This is a genomic window from Brevibacterium sp. 2SA (assembly GCF_005502845.1).
Classification (GTDB): Bacteria; Actinomycetota; Actinomycetes; order Actinomycetales; family Brevibacteriaceae; genus Brevibacterium.
On sequence record NZ_SCMW01000023.1, the window covers coordinates 1 to 15302 of the forward strand.

Genomic DNA, 15302 nt, shown 5'->3' on the forward strand with positions numbered 1-15302 from the left:
GGCCTCGACGTCGCCGGCATCGCCGGCCCGTCCCGCCGCGCCGGCGTCGAGCGCCGAACCGCAGCCGCCCGCCCCTGAATCCCGTTCCGCGACTTAGGAGACCCCGTGACCTCGGACTCGACCTCGATGCCGCCTGCCGTTTCCGATCCACTCGTGCCCCCGCTCGTCGATCCCGGCGAGATCGATCTGCGCCCGCTCGCCGAGGCGGACGTCCTCCTCGTCGCCCTCGACTTCGACGGGGTGCTCGCCCCCCTGCAGGACGATCCGTCCCGGAGCCGGGTGGTGCCCGCCTCGGCGGCGGCGATCGCCGAGCTCGCCGGACTGCCGCGCACCCAGCTCGCCCTCGTCTCCGGTCGTGACGTCGAGACGCTGCGCAGGCTCGCCTCTCCCCCGCCGGAGACGATGATCGTCGGCTCCCACGGAGCGGAGATCGACCTCGGCGACGGCGGTGACGACTCCTCCGACGAGGCGGGCGCGACTCCGGCGGAGACGTCCGCCGCCGAGGTGAGCATCGCCAATGCCGAGGACAGCGACGACGAGGCGGCGGCTGAGCAGCGGGCCGCGGAGGCGAGCGCTCTGACCAGCGACGAGACCGCTCTGCTCGCCGCGATCGATGACCACCTCACCGAGCTCGCCCGGGTCAGCGACCGCGACGGCTTCGACCTGCGCATCGAGTACAAGCCGTACTCGCGGACCGTCCACACCCGGGGCATGGCGCCGGGGCTGGCGAAGGAGCTGCGCAAGCACGTCGTGTCCGTCCAGTCCGAGCACGGGGGCATCCGCGTCATCGAAGGCCACGACATCACCGAACTCGCCGTGAGCCAGGCGACGAAGGGCACCGGCATCCGCGCCCTCGTCGGCGCCGTCGACCCGACGGCCGCGCTCTACCTCGGTGACGACATCACCGACGAGGACGCCTTCGCGGAACTCGCCGACATGGACGACGAGCTCACCGGGGTGGGCATCAAGGTCGGGGAGGCGCCGACGCAGGCCGAGTTCCGCGTCGCCGATCCCGACGCCGTCGCCGCGCTGCTCACCCGGCTCGCCGAGCAGCGGCGCGGGTTCACCGCCGCTGCGGGGGAACCGCACTCGCCCGCAGGACGAGATCAGGAGTGACCGAGTAGTCGACCCGCGCCGCAGTGCCGGGATTCGCGATCATCGCGAGCACCTCGTCGAGGGCTGACGCCGCGACCGTCTCCCAGTCGTAGCTGACCTGGGACAGGGGCGGGGCGATGACGTCGGCATCGGGCATGTCGCCGACCGTGAGCAGGGAGAGGTCGCGAGGCACATCGAGTCGGGCCCGCGCGGCCGCCTCGAGGATGCCGAACGACAGGGACGGGGCACACGCGATGACGGCGGTGCAGCCGATGTCGAGGAGCTCCTCGGCGGCGGCCACTCCGGCCATCGGCCCGCCTGCGGCTTCGACGACGGGTGCCTGGTCGCGGGTCGCGGGGATGTGGAGGACCGCGGCCATCGACTTCCGGAATCCCGCGATGCGCGCGGCCGCCGCGGTGTCTCGGAGCACCGCGAGCCCGATCCGCCGATGTCCGAGGTGGACGAGATGCTGGACGGCGGTGGCGATGCCGTCGGTGGCGTCGAGGATGATCCGTGAGAGTCCGTCGCCGTGGCGGGCGTTCGAGACGCGGATGAGCGGCAGTCCCCGCGTGGAGAGGCGGGCCGCGAGCGCTCCGGCCGCGCCCCCGCCGAGGACGATCGCCCCGGCGATCTGCGGGCCCGCCGCCTGCGCGGCGCCGTTCGCCGCCGACCCGGAGGTCTGCGCAGCCTCCGGCCCGGAGTCGTCGGGGCGCGGTCCGAGCAGGGATTCGGTGAGCTGGTCGAGGCGCTCGGCCTCGGCTTCGACGTGGACGACGGCGATGCCCTGGGCGAACATCCGATTGGTGAGGATCTCGAAGAGATGCGTGTACGGGTCGACGTTGCCGGCCGGGGCGGCGGGACGCACGAGCGCGATGAGGGGCACCGCGGCGGACTCGGCCGCCGGGACCTCGACGCCGAGGACCGCGAGCGCCTGGCGCACCGCGGCCAGGGAGGACCCGGAGACGGCCTGCGGGTCGCGCAGGGCCCGGGAGACCGTGGCCTTCGAGACTCCGGCGAGGTCGGCGATGTCGGCGAGGCGGACTTGCCGGGACTGACCGGCGCTCACTGTCGGGCCGCCGCGGTCGAGCCCCTCGCCAGGAGGCGGGGACGGAAGACGGGAGGCACCGACGGCAGCGGCGCATCGGTGAGCTTGAGCGTGCTCAGGGTGGCGTCGATGAGGGCGGTGGAGAGACCGTCGACGTCGATGCCGAGCACGGTGGCCGGTGGGCCGGTGAACTTCATCGTCGGGGAGTCCCCGAAGCCGACGAGCGACATGTCGCGCGGCACCTGGAGGTGCCGGTTGCGCAGCCCGTGGAGCGCCCCGTGGAGTTGGAGGGCCGATTGGACGATGACGGCCGTGCACGTCGCATCCTTGAGTTCGAGGACCGCCCGCGACCCGCCCGAGAACGACTTCGGCACCGGGGCGATCCAGTCCTCGAGCGGCAGACCGAAGGAGCGGGCGGGATGTTCGGCAAGGAACCGCTTGATCAGCTGCGCGGCGAGTTCGCCGGTGTCGTTGCAGATCAGTCCGATGCGGCGGTGGCCGATCGCCCGCAGATGCTCGAACGCGGTCGTCATTCCCCCGCCGAGGTCGAGGCGGGCGGCGATGATGTCGCCGCTCGCGTTCTCCCCACCGCCGGCCGACTGCTCGTCGACGCGGATGCAGGGGACCGTCGTCTCCAGTGAGGTCAGTGTCGGGGTGACGAGGGCGACGGCACCGGCGGCGATCGCGAGGTCGAGCGGGGCCGACTCTGTCTCCACCGGCGGCCGGGTGATGAGCAGGCCCCGGTCCTGCAGGGCGGTGGCGACTCGGGTGCACACCTGGGTCTGCCAGTACTCGGGGTTGCCGGGCGCGCCGACGGCCACGAGCCGCCGCGGCGCCTCGGGCAGCAGCGTCGAACGGGTGTAGCCGAGGGCGTCCATCGCCTCGAGGACGGCGGTGCGCGTCGTCGCTGAGACGGTGCCGCGGCGCCCGATGACCCGTGAGACCGTCGCCAGCGACACTCCCGCCCGGGCGGCGACCTCCTCCAGCGTGACCCTCATACCGCGAGTGTACGGTCAGTGGCCCGCCCACCGGGAACTGCGCGGTCACGGCTCTGCCGACCGTCACGGGAGACGTGCCCGGATCCGTGCAGGGGGTGCCCCGCCCCGCACCCGAGAGACGGTGGCTGGGACACCCGGGCCCCACCTCGGCGCGGGGACCAACCCTCATCGCACGGCCGTCCGTCTGATTCCCCGGCAGGACACCTGACTTGCGGCAAGGCACCTGGTCGCGTTCAGCCCGTCCTCAGGCGGGAGGGCGGGGCCTGTCACAGTGCTGAGAATCACTCTACGCCGTGTCGAATTTCCTATCGTCGCCCTGCGCGCACCGCATAGGATGAGGGGTGTTGGGCAACTCCGCCGGGGTACCGGCGATCATCTGCTCACGATCGATGGAGAAGGAGTTGGCATGTCAACAGTGTCGTTGAACGGTCTCAGCCATGTGTATGAGAACACCGTGTCGCCCTCGGTCCATCCGTTCAATCTCTTCATCGACGACGGCGAGTTCCTCGTCCTCTACGGCCCGTCCGGGTCGGGCAAGTCGACGATCCTGCGGATGCTCCACGGACTCGAGGCGCCGAAATCGGGCACGATCCTCATCGACGGCGTCGATGTCACGCACGCGGCGGTCAACGACCGCGATGTCACGCTGGCGCTCGAGTCCTACGCCCTCTACCCGCACATGAGCGTGCGCGACAACCTCGGGTTCGCTCTCCGCGTCGACGGCCTGCCCGCCGAGGAGATCGCCGCCCGCGTCGAATCCGTGGCCGCGACGATCGGGCTGCGCGACCTCCTCGACGCCGTTCCCGGTGATCTCTCCCCGCTCCAGCGGCAGACGATCGCCCTGGCCCGCGCGGTCGTGCGCCAGCCGAAGGTCCTCATCATGGACGAACCCGTCGTCAACCTCGTACCCGAGCACCAGGCCGACACGATCCGCCTCATCAAGGACCTCCAGCAGGACTTCGGGCTGACGACGCTCTACGCGACGTCGAACCTCGAGGACGCGAAGGTCCTCGGCGACCGCATCGCCTTCCTCGACCGCGGTCGGCTCATCGGCGTGGAGAAGCCGGAAGTCGCCGAGGCGCTCGTCGCCTCGGCTGCCGACCCGGAGGTCTGAGCCGTGGCCGGCTCCCCGCCCGCACCGGCCGCTCCCCCGACCGAGACCGGCCCGCTCATCCACGCCATCGACCCGACCGACCAGGCGGCGCTGGCCGGCCTGCCCTGGGAGCTCCCGCTCGAAGACTGGCCGGCCGACATCATCGGCGGGATCCCGCGCGGCATCTCCCGGCACATCGTCCGGTTCATCGAGAACGGCGCCGAGGTGCTCGCGATCAAGGAGACCGAGGACCGACAGGCGCTGCGCGAGTTCGACATCCTCGGCGTGCTCGAGAACCTCGACGTGCCCAGCGTCGAACCGCGGGCCTACATCACCGGCCGCCGCACCCCCGACGGCGAGTCCCTGCCCGGGGCGCTCGTCACCTCGCACCTCGACTTCTCCCTGCCGTACCGGGCGCTGTTCTCCCGGTCGCTGGCCGAGGACACGGCCGGTCGCCTCGTCGACGCGCTCGCCGTACTGCTCGCCCGGCTCCACCTCGTCGGGTTCTACTGGGGCGATGTCTCCCTGTCGAACACGCTCTTCCGCCGGGATGCCGATGCCTATGCCGCGTACGTCGTCGATGCCGAGACCGGAGAACTCCACGACCGCCTCTCCGACGGGCAGCGGGAGATGGATCTGCGGATCGCTAGGACGAACATCGCCGGGGACTTCCTCGACCTCCAGGCCGCCGGGCTCATCGAGGCCTCGGTCGATCCCCTCGCCGCCGGTGACCGCCTCTACGAGGCGTACAACGGCCTGTGGGCCGAACTCACCCGCGTCGAGGAGTTCTCCGTCAACGAACGGTGGCGCATCGACGAGCGGATCCGCCGGCTCAACGATCTCGGGTTCGACCTCGGCGAGCTCACGGTGACGACGGACCTCGACGGGGTCAGCCTCCTCGTCGAACCGAAGGTCGTCGAACCCAACCACCATTCGCGGCGCCTGCTGCGGCTGACGGGGATCGGGGCGAACGAGAACCAGGCGCGGGCGATGCTCAACGACCTCGACTCGTACCGGACGGCTCCCGGGTTCACCGGGGGTGCGCACGGTTCGGGTGAGCACCCTGCGGAGCTGAGCGAGGAGGAGGCCGCGCGGATCTGGCTCGACGAGGTCTACAAGCCGCTCTTCGGGGCGATCCCCGAGAGCCTGATGAACAAGCTCGAACCCGGGCAGATCTTCTACGAGTTCGCCGAGCACCGGCGGGTCATGGCCCACGCCCGGCAGCGCGACATCCCGCTGCGGGAGGCGATCGCGTACTTCATCATGGACGATCTCGCGAAGCTGCCCGACGAATCCCGGTACGTCCAGCCCCCGCCGCGGTGAGGTGCCCCGCGGACGCGGCGGCAGTGACGCGGACAGCAGGGCGAACCTCGGTGAGGTGAACTAGGGTGAGCGCAACGGCACCCGCAGGCAGGCACCACGCGTTCGCGGGCGCGCACCACCGCACCCTGACCGGCGACGATGCCGGACGGAAAGGACCTCCGATGACCCCGGACCCCACCATGCCGACGAACGCGGCCAACCCGTCGATCCCCTCCCTGTTCGACCTCGGCGGGCGCACCGCCGTCGTCGTCGGCGCCGGGTCCGGGCTCGGGCAGGCGAGCGCTCTCGGCCTCGCCGACGCCGGCGCCCGCGTCATCGCCGCCGACCTCAGCCCCGAGGGCGCCGCCGAGACGGTCCGCCTCATCACCGAGCGCACCGGCATGGGCCGACATGACGGTGCGGGCGGCAGCGCCGAGGCGGCCGTCGTCGACATCACCGACCCGGTCTCCGTCGACGCCCTCCTCACCGCTCACCCCGACGCCGAGATCCTCGTCATCACCCCCGGGGCCAACGTCCGCAAACGCCTGACGGCGACGACCGACGACGAGTTCGATCGGGTCATCGACATCAACCTCAAGGGCACGTACCGGCTGATGCGCGGGTTCGGTGCGCAGATGGCGCAGCGCGGACGCGGGTCGATCGTCACCTACGCGTCGTTCAGGGCGCTCACCGTCGAACCGGGCCAGGGCCTCTACGCGGCGGCGAAGGCCGGGGTCGTCCAACTGACGAAGACCCTCGCGAGCGAGCTCGGGCCCGACGGCGTGCGGGTCAATGCGATCCTCCCCGGCCCCTTCGACACTCCCCTGACCCAGCAGATCAAAGCCGACGAGGCGTGGTGGGAGGCCTACGCCGACAAGACGGCACTGGGCCGGTGGGGACGCCTCCACGAGATCGCCGGGCCGGTCCTCTTCCTCGCCTCCGACGCGTCCTCGTACGTCACCGGCACCTCCCAGCTCGTCGACGGCGGGTGGATGGCCCACGACGGTCGGTTCACCCCCGACGTGTGAGCGGCCTGCACGATCACCCCCGCACAGCCACCCTGCCTGTCTCTGCCCACATCGCCACCGTGGGCGAGCACCCCAGGACGACCCGCTGCATCACTCTCCACGAACCACCGTCCCGCATGAGCGGATCGGCCCAGCCGCCTCGGCGAATGTGATCTGAACCTCATCGTGCACGGTCACTGCGGGCGTCGTCCCAGGTGTGAGGCGGTTCACCCTGATCACGGTCAAACCTCGGTGTCAGCGGCCTGTGAACGACATGTGACAATGGCTCAATGAGTTCTCCGCAGCACACGCCTGCCCCACCGTCGGGGCAGGGCACAGGAATCGTCCGCCAATTGGGACGACGCAAGTCGATCACGAGCATGATCAAGGACACCGAGGATGCGAACTCGAAGGAGCTGCGGCGCACCTTCGGTGTCTTCCAGCTGACGATGATCAGCGTCGGCGCGACGCTCGGCACCGGCATCCTCGTCATCCTCGGCGAGGCCGTGCCGATCGCCGGACCCGGAGTGTGGATCGCGTTCATCCTCGCCGGCGTCACGGCCCTGCTCTCGGCCGTCAGCTATGCGGAGATGGCGGGCATGGTGCCCGTCTCGGGGTCGAGCTACTCGTACACGTACGCGACCCTCGGTGAGGGCGTGGCCTGGGTCTGCGGATGGTGCCTCGTCCTCGAATACGCCGTCTCCGTCGCCGCGGTCGCCGTCGGCGCGGCCGACTACGTCAACGAGACGCTGCGGATCTTCGGACTCGAGCTGCCCCCGGCGCTCGCCTCGGGCCCCGAACAGCCCGGCGGGGTCATCAACCTCTCCGCCCTCATCGTCGTCGCCCTTGCCACGATCCTGCTCATGCGCGGGGCGAAGGAGTCCGGCATCGTCAACACGATCATCGTGTTCGTCAAGATCGGCATCCTCGTCTTCTTCTCGATCGTCGCGTTCACCGCGTTCCAGGCCGGCAACTTCGAACCGCTGCTGCCGATGGGCGCGGCCGGAGTCACGGCGGCGGCCTCGGTCGTCTTCTTCTCCTACATCGGCTTCGACGCCGCCTCGACCGCCGGTGAGGAGGCGAAGAACCCGAAGCGGGATCTGCCGCGGGCGATCATCCTCTCGATGGTCATCGTCACGACGATGTACGTCCTCGTCGCCGTCACCGCGATCGGTGCCCGCGAGTGGGAGTGGTTCGAGACGTCGACGGCGCCGCTCGTCCAGATCGTCCACGAGATCACCCAGTCGAACTTCGCGGTCTTCCTCTTCGCCGCCTCCTCGGTGCTCGCGATCTTCTCCGTCGTCATCACCGTCCTCTACGGACAGTCGCGCATCCTGCTGACGATGTCGCGCGACGGCATGGTCCCGCGCCTCTTCGGTGTCGTCTCCCCGCGCACCGGCACCCCGCTCGTCGGCACGCTCGTCACCGGCACCCTCGTCGCGATCACCGCGGCGCTCATCCCGCTCGGCGAGCTCGCGAACGCCACGAGCATCGGCACGCTCTTCGCGTTCTGCCTCGTCAACGTCGCCGTCATCTACCTGCGCGCGACGAAGCCGGAGCTCGAGAGGACCTTCAAAGCGCCGCTGGGGTACACGATCCCCGTGCTCGGCGCGCTCGCGTGTGCGTTCCTCATGCTCAACCTCGGCGGCGTGACCTGGGCGGTCTTCGGCATCTGGATGCTCGTCGGGGCGCTCATCTACTTCGGCTACAGCCGCCGCCACTCCCGCGTCGGTGCGATGAGCGAGCAGGACTACCGCACGAGCCTCAACGCCTGAGGCGCTCAGCGCCCGGACCGGTGACTGAAACCGCTCACCCCCGACGGGCGCGGGCGACCTCGTAGAGACTCACGGCTGCGGCGATGCCGGCGTTGAGCGATTCGGTCGTCGCGGCGATCGGGATCGAGACGATCTGGTCGCACTTGTCGGCGATGAGGCGGGAGAGCCCCTTGCCCTCGGAGCCGACGACGATGCACAGCGGGTCGTTGCTGAAGGTGAGCTCGGGCAGGTCGACGTCGCCGTCCATGTCGAGGCCGACGACGAAGACGCCCTGCTTCTTCAGCTCGTCGATCGCACGGGCGAGGTTGACGACCTGCGCGACCTTGATCCGCGAGGCGGCCCCGGCCGAGGTCTTCCAGGCCGCCGCGGTCATCGATGCCGCGCGGCGTTCGGGGATGATTACCCCGTGCCCGCCGAAGGCCGCGACAGAGCGGACGATCGCGCCGAGGTTGCGCGGATCCGTGATGCCGTCGAGGGCGACGATGAGCGGAGCCTCGCCCCGATCGGCGGCGAACTCGAGGAGATCTCGGGGATCGGCGTAGTCATACGGGGGGATCTGCAGGGCGATGCCCTGGTGGATCGCATCGTCGGTGAGCCGATCGAGGTCGGACCGGCTGGCCTCGAGCATCGAGATGCCGCGGGCCGAGGCGAGCTTGATCGCCTCCTTGACCCGGTCGTCGGAGTCGATGCGGCTGGCCACGTAGAGCGCGGTCGCCGGCACCTCCTCACGGAGGGCTTCGACGACGGAGTTGCGCCCGGCGACCATGTTCGGCCCGAGCTCCTTCTTCTTCCGCTTCGCCTGCGCCGAGGCGTTGGCGGCCCGCTTCGCCTGCGCGGCCTTGTGCGCCTTGTGGTAGACGCGGTCCTCGGCCTTGGGCGTGGGCCCCTTGCCCTGCAGGCTGCGGCGGTGCTTGCCGCCGGATCCCTTGGGCGGGCCCTTCTTCTTCGACCCGCCGGAGCGTGGGTTGGAAGCCATGTCAGTCCTCTTGGTTCGTCGGTGCTGGGTGCGGTGCCCGGGTCTGCCCGGGCGCGTCCGCGGTCTCAGCTGTTCTTGAGATGGTAACGGTAACCGTCGGTCGTGTCCTCGATCGCGACACCGGCGGCGGCGAGCTGATCGCGGATCGCGTCGGCCTGTGCGTAGTCCTTCTCCGCCTTCGCCGCGATCCGCTTGGTCGCGAGGTCGCCGACGAGTGCATCGAGGGCGGCCACGGCCGGTGCGCTGCCGTCGGCACTGCCCCACACCTCGGCGCTGGGATTGACGCCGAGGATGTCGAGCATGAGCTCCACCTCGGCGACGATCCGGGCCAGGTCCGGCTTGTCGGAGCCGGCGTCGAGGAGCTTCGCGCCCTCGGTGACGCGGGCGAAGACGACAGACAGCGCACGGGGCACGCCGAGGTCGTCGTCGAGGGCGGCGGCGAAGTCGACGGGGACGTCGATGATGCGGTCGGCGTAGGAGGCTGCGACGTTCGGCAGCGGCGGCGCCTCGTCCCCGAGCGCCTGCCGGGCCCGGTCGAGGAAGTTCGAGAGCCGCTCGAGCGACGCGGCCTGGCGCTCCATCGCCTCGGGTGAGTACTCGAGCACGGAGCGGTAGCTCGCGCTCGTGAGGAAGTAGCGCACCGCGAGCGGGCTGAAGCGGGCGAAGAGGTCGGAGGCGAAGACGGAGTTGCCGAGCGACTTCGACATCTTGTCCCCGCCGACGTTGAGCAGTCCCGAGTGCATCCAGATGTTCGCGAACTCGTCACCGGCGGCGCGGGACTGGGCGAGTTCGTTCTCGTGGTGCGGGAAGCGCAGGTCGAGCCCGCCGCCGTGGATGTCGAAGTGCGACCCGAGGTACTTCGTCGACATCGCCGAGCACTCGATGTGCCAGCCCGGCCGGCCGCGTCCCCACGGGGACGGCCACGACGCGGTCTCGGGCTCGCCGGGCTTGTGCGCCTTCCACAGCGCGAAGTCCCGGGGGTCCTTCTTCCCGCGCATGTCCGAGTCCTCGGCCGGCTCCATGTCCGTCAGCCGCTGGTTCGTCAGCTCCCCGTAGTCGGGCCACGAGGTCGTCGAGAAGTAGACGTCGCCACTGTCGTCGAGCGCGGTGTAGGCGTGACCGGCATCGATGAGGCGGCTGATGAGCTCGTGCATCTCCGTGATGTGGCCGGTCGCCCGCGGTTCGTAGCTCGGCGGGAGGACGTCGAGGGCGTCGTAGGCGGCGGTGAAGGCGCGCTCGTAGAGGTAGGCGTGGGCGAACCAGGGCCGTCCCTCCTCGACGGACTTCGAGAGGATCTTGTCGTCGATGTCCGTGACGTTGCGGATGAGGGTGACGTCGTAGCCGCGGTAGAGCAGCCAGCGGCGGAGCACGTCGAAGACCGACGCGGACCGCAGGTGCCCGATGTGCGGTTCGCCCTGCACCGTGGCACCACACGCATAGATCCCGACATGGCCGTCAGTGACGGGCCGGAGATCTTCGGTCGTGCGGGTGGCGGTGTTGTACAAGGCGATAGTCACCCGCCCAAGTCTACCGGGGATGACGCCGATGCGGCTCGCTCCCGAACCGAGACCATTCGGTGCCGAATTGTGACCCGGGACACGTGATGTGCGCCACCACTCACAAGCAACTCCCAGTAAGCTGGAGGTCGATCATCCGCAATCAGGGGGCATCGACGCCTCCTGGCGGTGAACTACGAAAGGTCATCATGTCTACCACCACACCCCAGAGGGAGGTCTTCGCCACCCGCGGCGCGTTCATCTTCGCGGCCATCGGATCGGCAGTCGGCCTCGGCAACATCTGGCGCTTCCCGTATGTCACGTATGAGAACGGCGGCGGCGCCTTCATCATCCCTTACCTCGTCGCGCTGCTGACGGCGGGCATCCCGCTGCTCTTCTTCGACTACGCGATGGGTCACCGTTCCCGCGGCTCGGCGCCGCTGGCGTTCCGCATGGCGACGAAGGTCGCAGAGCCGATCGGCTGGTTCCAGACCGGTGTGGCCGTCGTCATCGGCATCTACTACGCCGCGATCATCGGCTGGGCCGGCGCGTACATGTTCTTCTCACTCAACCAGGCGTGGGGCGATGACGCGGAGACCTACTTCTTCGGCAGCTTCCTCCAGATGGGCGATCCGGGGGTCTCGTTCGAGTTCGTGCCGATGATCCTCATCCTCGTCATCGTCGTCTGGGTGATCACCCTCGCTGTGCTCCTCGGCGGCGTTCAGGCAGGCATCGCCCGCTTCTCGAAGATCTTCATCCCGCTGCTCATCATCCTCTTCCTCGCGCTCGTCATCCGCGCGCTGTTCCTGCCCGGTGCGGCCGAGGGACTCAATGCGCTGTTCACCCCGGACTTCTCGGCACTCGCCGACCCGACGGTGTGGATCGCCGCCTACGGGCAGATCTTCTTCTCACTGTCGATCGCGTTCGGCATCATGATCACGTACGCGTCGTACCTCAGGCGGAAGACGAACCTCACCGGCTCCGGCCTCGTCGTCGCGTTCTCGAACTCGGGCTTCGAGATCCTCGCCGGCATCGGCGTCTTCGCCGCGCTCGGATTCATGGCCGCGGCGTCGGGCTCGCAGGTCTCGGACGTCGCGACCAGCGGCATCGGGCTGGCGTTCGTCGCGTTCCCGACGCTGATCTCCGAGATGCCCGGTGGCGGGCTCTTCGGCTTCGCGTTCTTCGCGTGCCTCGTCTTCGCCGGCCTCACCTCGCTCATCTCGATCGTCCAGGTGCCGATCCAGGCGCTGCGTGAGAAGTTCGGGATCGGCAACAAGGCCTCGATCCTCCTCGTCGGCGGTGGCATGGCGATCATCTCGATCCTGCTCATGTCGACCGTCACCGCGCTCTACGTGCTCGACACGATGGATGCCTTCGCCAACAACATCGGCATCGTCGGCGCAGCCGTCGTCGGCCTCATCGTCGTCGGCTGGTTCGCCCGCAAGCTGCCCGTGCTGCGCGACCACCTCAATGCGATCTCGAGCTTCAAGGTGGGCTGGTTCTGGATGATCATCCTCGGCGGTGTCACCGCTCTGGTGCTCGCGTACATGCTCATCACCCAGATCATCACCTATGCCACCGAGGGCTACGAGGAATACCCTGCACTCATCATCGGCGTCTTCGGCTGGGGCATGATCGCGCTGCTCATCGTCGTCGCGATCGTCCTCTCGCTCATCAAGTGGCCGAGGAAGACGCTCGAAGAGGCGGACGCGGCGATCGCCGATTCCGTCGCCGAGGAGCAGAAGGGCCACCACACCGGTCGGCATGCCGCCGATGAGACCACCCGAGGAGGGAACTGATGGAACCGTCAGCCATCATCATGATGATCATCGCGATGGTCACGGTCTGGGGCGGCCTCATCGCCGCGATCGTGCACCTGCGCAAGCATCCGGACACCGACGTCGACTGATCACCACCTGATCAGCGCCAGCGGGGCGTCTCCCATCCTCGGGAGGCGCCCCGCTGCGCATGCGCGCTGACGTCGCCCCACCTCGGCGAGGACGTCCCGTCCATCCTGATCCCACGGAGGCCGGACGGACGTCACACGATGCGGACGCGCTGGTCGGCGGCTGCGTGACGTGGTTAGGGTGGACAGCGTACGAACCCCATCGGCGCGCAGCCGCCGCGGTCGCGCACCGATCACCTCTAGGAGGCGCAATGCCACAGACTGTCAAGGGCGTCATCGCGCGCAGCAAGGGCGCACCGGTCGAGCTCACCGACATCGTCATTCCCGATCCCGGCCCCGGTGAGGTCGTCGTCGACGTCCAGTCGTGCGGGGTCTGCCACACGGACCTCCACTACCGCGAGGGCGGGATCAGCGATGACTTCCCGTTCCTCCTCGGGCACGAGTCGGCCGGCGTCGTCTCGGAGATCGGCGAGGGGGTGACGAATGTCGAGGTCGGCGATTTCGTCATCCTCAACTGGCGCGCCGTGTGCGGCGAGTGCCGCGCGTGCAAGCGCGGGGAGCCGTGGTACTGCTTCAACACACACAACGCCGAACAGAAGATGACACTCACCGACGGCACCGAGCTCACTCCGGCCCTGGGGATCGGGTCGTTCGCGGAGAAGACGCTCGTCGCCGCCGGCCAGTGCACGAAGGTCGATGAGTCGGATCCGGCGGTCGTCGGTCTGCTCGGCTGCGGAGTCATGGCCGGCATCGGCGCGGCGATCAACACCGGCGGGGTCACACGCGGCAAGTCGGTCGCGGTCATCGGCTGCGGCGGCGTCGGCTGCGCGGCGATCGCCGGGTCCTACCTCGCCGGATCGGGCACGATCATCGCCCTCGACATCGACGACCGGAAGCTCGAGTGGGCGAAGGAGCTCGGCGCCACGGAGACCGTGAACACGAAGGGGATGAGCGAGGACGAAGTCGTCGCCGCGATCCAGGAGCGGACGAACGGCTTCGGCGCCGACGTCGTCATCGATGCGGTCGGTCGGCCGCAGACGTGGCGGCAGGCGTTCTACGGGCGCGATCTCGCCGGCACCGTCGTCCTCGTCGGCGTGCCGACCCCGGAGATGGAGCTGACCGTGCCGCTGCTCGACGTGTTCGGTCGCGGCGGCAGCCTCAAGTCCTCGTGGTACGGCGACTGCCTGCCCGAACGCGACTTCCCGATGCTCGTCGACCTCTATGAGCAGAAGCGCCTGCCGCTCGAGAAGTTCGTCACCGAGCGGATCGGCATCGGCGACGTCGAGGCGGCGTTCGCGAAGATGGAAGAGGGAACCGTGCTGCGATCGGTGGTGGAGGTCTGATGGCTGGGATCGATCATGTCGTGACGTCCGGGACGTTCTCGCTCGACGGCGGGACCTGGGATGTCGACAACAACGTGTGGATCGTCGGGGATCAGTCGGAGGTCATCGTCATCGACCCCGCCCATGATGTCGATGCCATCGCCGAGGCGGTCGGACCGAGAGAGGTCAAGGCCATCCTCCTCACGCACGGTCATGACGACCATGTCGGCGTCGTCCGTGACTTCGCGAGCCGGGTGGGCAATCCGACGATCTACCTCAACCCGGATGACTACGTGCTCTGGGACATGACCTACGAGGGCTACCGTCCCGAGGGGCAGATCGCCGATGGCGACACGTGGCGGGTCGGCGGGGTGACGATCAGGGCACTGCACACGCCGGGTCACTCCCCCGGATCGACGAGCTTCTTCATCGAGACCGGGCTGCCGGTTCCCGCCTCGGCGGGGGCGGGGTCTGCGGTCGGGCCGGTGCTCTTCTCCGGGGACACGCTCTTCAACGGCGGTCCCGGAGCGACGGGTCGCTCGCATTCGAGTTTCGAGACGATCATCGAGTCGATCAGGGATCGGCTCTTCACTCTGCCCGATCCGACGATCGTCCTCACCGGCCACGGCGAGTCGACGTCGATCGAGGCGGAGAAGCCGAGCCTCGAAGAATGGATCAAGCGGGGGCACTGAGGGTCCTGCACCGGAGCGCCTGAAGACGCAGTGTCTGCAGACTCCGCCCGGCTGCCGAGGCGCCGCGACACCGCTCACCCGGTGTCGCGGCGCTTCGGCATTCAGCCTCCGGCACGCCCACCCCGCACAGGGCAGTCCCGCCCTCACACCCCTATACACCGCGCGGCGCGTCGACCACACTGGTCTCATGGCCAAGACGAGCAGAATCATCAGCGTCTCCGTCCCCGTCAGCGACCTCGACGAGGCAACCCGCTTCTACACCGACGTCCTCGGATGCTCGGTGACCTACGACGGTGAGCCGATGCCCGGCAACCGCATCGTCGAGGTGGCACCACCGGGGTCGGACATCGCGATCGTCCTCATCCCGCAGGGCAGTCAGATCCCCGTCGCCATCCGCCTCGAGACACCCGACGCCGAGGAGGCGCACGAACGCATCTCGGCCGCCGGTGTGACGATCCACAACGACGAGGTGCTGCGCTGGCCGGGCGTCCCGCCGATGTTCTCGTTCACCGACCCCGACGGCAACGGCCTCGTCTACCTCCAGGACGACTGAGTCCCGCCTGACCTCCAGGACGACTGAGCCCCACCTGACGTC

The 15302-nt window shown here is 69.2% G+C and carries 14 protein-coding genes; 10 read left to right on the plus strand and 4 right to left on the minus strand.

Annotation, left to right across the window (positions count from 1 at the left end):
- Nucleotides 1-105 precede the first annotated feature (105 nt).
- A complete protein-coding gene (locus FFS20_RS09790; RefSeq protein ID WP_137825664.1) occupies nucleotides 106-1116 on the plus strand; it encodes a trehalose-phosphatase in 1011 nt (336 codons plus the stop codon).
- Here FFS20_RS09790 and FFS20_RS09795 read toward each other — a convergent pair.
- Together FFS20_RS09795 and FFS20_RS09800 are read right to left on the minus strand one after the other, a co-directional pair.
- On the minus strand, nucleotides 1064-2161 hold the full coding sequence (locus tag FFS20_RS09795) for a LacI family DNA-binding transcriptional regulator (protein WP_137825665.1): 1098 nt from the start codon (nucleotides 2159-2161) through the stop codon (nucleotides 1064-1066). The two genes, FFS20_RS09790 and FFS20_RS09795, sit on opposite strands and share 53 nt — an antisense overlap.
- Nucleotides 2158-3138 (minus strand): LacI family DNA-binding transcriptional regulator, encoded by a 981-nt coding sequence (locus FFS20_RS09800; RefSeq protein ID WP_137825666.1) that lies wholly within the window; start codon nucleotides 3136-3138, stop codon nucleotides 2158-2160. The genes FFS20_RS09795 and FFS20_RS09800 overlap by 4 nt, the downstream gene beginning before the upstream one ends.
- A 406-nt stretch (nucleotides 3139-3544) precedes the next feature.
- Between FFS20_RS09800 and FFS20_RS09805 the strand changes: the two genes are divergently transcribed.
- The 4 genes from FFS20_RS09805 (at nucleotide 3545) to FFS20_RS09820 (ending at nucleotide 8315) form a co-directional block, all read left to right on the plus strand.
- Nucleotides 3545-4252, plus strand: coding sequence for an ABC transporter ATP-binding protein (locus FFS20_RS09805; RefSeq protein WP_249356775.1), 708 nt, complete (start codon nucleotides 3545-3547; stop codon nucleotides 4250-4252).
- Nucleotides 4253-4255: 3 nt separating this feature from the next.
- Complete coding sequence (locus FFS20_RS09810; RefSeq protein WP_137825667.1) at nucleotides 4256-5554, plus strand: DUF4032 domain-containing protein; 1299 nt, start codon at nucleotides 4256-4258, stop codon at nucleotides 5552-5554.
- 161 nt (nucleotides 5555-5715) lie between these two features.
- Nucleotides 5716-6561: an SDR family NAD(P)-dependent oxidoreductase gene (locus FFS20_RS09815; protein WP_249356776.1), complete on the plus strand. Its 846-nt coding sequence runs from the start codon at nucleotides 5716-5718 to the stop codon at nucleotides 6559-6561.
- A 269-nt stretch (nucleotides 6562-6830) separates the two neighbouring features.
- Nucleotides 6831-8315 carry an amino acid permease gene (locus tag FFS20_RS09820; RefSeq protein WP_137825668.1) on the plus strand — a complete coding sequence of 495 codons (1485 nt, stop codon included), beginning with the start codon at nucleotides 6831-6833 and terminating at the stop codon, nucleotides 8313-8315.
- Between the two features lie 34 nt (nucleotides 8316-8349).
- Here the strand turns inward: FFS20_RS09820 and rlmB are convergent, their stop codons facing one another.
- Both rlmB and cysS read right to left on the minus strand, forming a co-directional pair.
- The gene (gene rlmB / locus FFS20_RS09825; RefSeq protein WP_137825669.1) at nucleotides 8350-9291 is read right to left on the minus strand and encodes a 23S rRNA (guanosine(2251)-2'-O)-methyltransferase RlmB; all 942 of its coding nucleotides are present in this window, start codon (nucleotides 9289-9291) and stop codon (nucleotides 8350-8352) included.
- A gap of 65 nt (nucleotides 9292-9356) precedes the next feature.
- Entirely contained in the window at nucleotides 9357-10808 is a 1452-nt protein-coding gene (gene cysS / locus FFS20_RS09830) for a cysteine--tRNA ligase (RefSeq protein WP_137825670.1), read from the minus strand.
- 188 nt (nucleotides 10809-10996) lie between these two features.
- Between cysS and FFS20_RS09835 the strand changes: the two genes are divergently transcribed.
- The 5 genes from FFS20_RS09835 (at nucleotide 10997) to FFS20_RS09855 (ending at nucleotide 15260) form a co-directional block, all read left to right on the plus strand.
- The gene (locus FFS20_RS09835) at nucleotides 10997-12586 is read left to right on the plus strand and encodes a sodium-dependent transporter (RefSeq protein ID WP_137825671.1); all 1590 of its coding nucleotides are present in this window, start codon (nucleotides 10997-10999) and stop codon (nucleotides 12584-12586) included.
- Nucleotides 12586-12696: a methionine/alanine import family NSS transporter small subunit gene (locus tag FFS20_RS09840; protein WP_137825672.1), complete on the plus strand. Its 111-nt coding sequence runs from the start codon at nucleotides 12586-12588 to the stop codon at nucleotides 12694-12696. The genes FFS20_RS09835 and FFS20_RS09840 overlap by 1 nt, the downstream gene beginning before the upstream one ends.
- A 248-nt stretch (nucleotides 12697-12944) precedes the next feature.
- A complete protein-coding gene (locus tag FFS20_RS09845; RefSeq protein WP_137825673.1) occupies nucleotides 12945-14036 on the plus strand; it encodes an S-(hydroxymethyl)mycothiol dehydrogenase in 1092 nt (363 codons plus the stop codon).
- Nucleotides 14036-14707: an MBL fold metallo-hydrolase gene (locus FFS20_RS09850; protein WP_137825674.1), complete on the plus strand. Its 672-nt coding sequence runs from the start codon at nucleotides 14036-14038 to the stop codon at nucleotides 14705-14707. Before FFS20_RS09845 ends, FFS20_RS09850 begins: the two co-directional genes overlap by 1 nt.
- A 187-nt stretch (nucleotides 14708-14894) precedes the next feature.
- On the plus strand, nucleotides 14895-15260 hold the full coding sequence (locus FFS20_RS09855; protein WP_137825675.1) for a VOC family protein: 366 nt from the start codon (nucleotides 14895-14897) through the stop codon (nucleotides 15258-15260).
- The last annotated feature ends 42 nt before the right edge of the window (nucleotides 15261-15302 follow it).

Excerpts from the sequence above, each read along its gene's own strand:
- FFS20_RS09800 (WP_137825666.1), bottom strand. The coding sequence starts at position 3,138 with ATGAGGGTCACGCTGGAGGAGGTCGCCGCCCGGGCGGGAGTGTCGCTG.
- FFS20_RS09805 (WP_249356775.1), top strand. The coding sequence starts at position 3,545 with ATGTCAACAGTGTCGTTGAACGGTCTCAGCCATGTGTATGAGAACACC.
- FFS20_RS09815 (WP_249356776.1), top strand. The coding sequence starts at position 5,716 with ATGACCCCGGACCCCACCATGCCGACGAACGCGGCCAACCCGTCGATC.
- FFS20_RS09820 (WP_137825668.1), top strand. The coding sequence starts at position 6,831 with ATGAGTTCTCCGCAGCACACGCCTGCCCCACCGTCGGGGCAGGGCACA.
- rlmB (WP_137825669.1), bottom strand. The coding sequence starts at position 9,291 with ATGGCTTCCAACCCACGCTCCGGCGGGTCGAAGAAGAAGGGCCCGCCC.
- FFS20_RS09835 (WP_137825671.1), top strand. The coding sequence starts at position 10,997 with ATGTCTACCACCACACCCCAGAGGGAGGTCTTCGCCACCCGCGGCGCG.
- FFS20_RS09840 (WP_137825672.1), top strand. The coding sequence starts at position 12,586 with ATGGAACCGTCAGCCATCATCATGATGATCATCGCGATGGTCACGGTC.
- FFS20_RS09845 (WP_137825673.1), top strand. The coding sequence starts at position 12,945 with ATGCCACAGACTGTCAAGGGCGTCATCGCGCGCAGCAAGGGCGCACCG.
- FFS20_RS09850 (WP_137825674.1), top strand. The coding sequence starts at position 14,036 with ATGGCTGGGATCGATCATGTCGTGACGTCCGGGACGTTCTCGCTCGAC.
- FFS20_RS09855 (WP_137825675.1), top strand. The coding sequence starts at position 14,895 with ATGGCCAAGACGAGCAGAATCATCAGCGTCTCCGTCCCCGTCAGCGAC.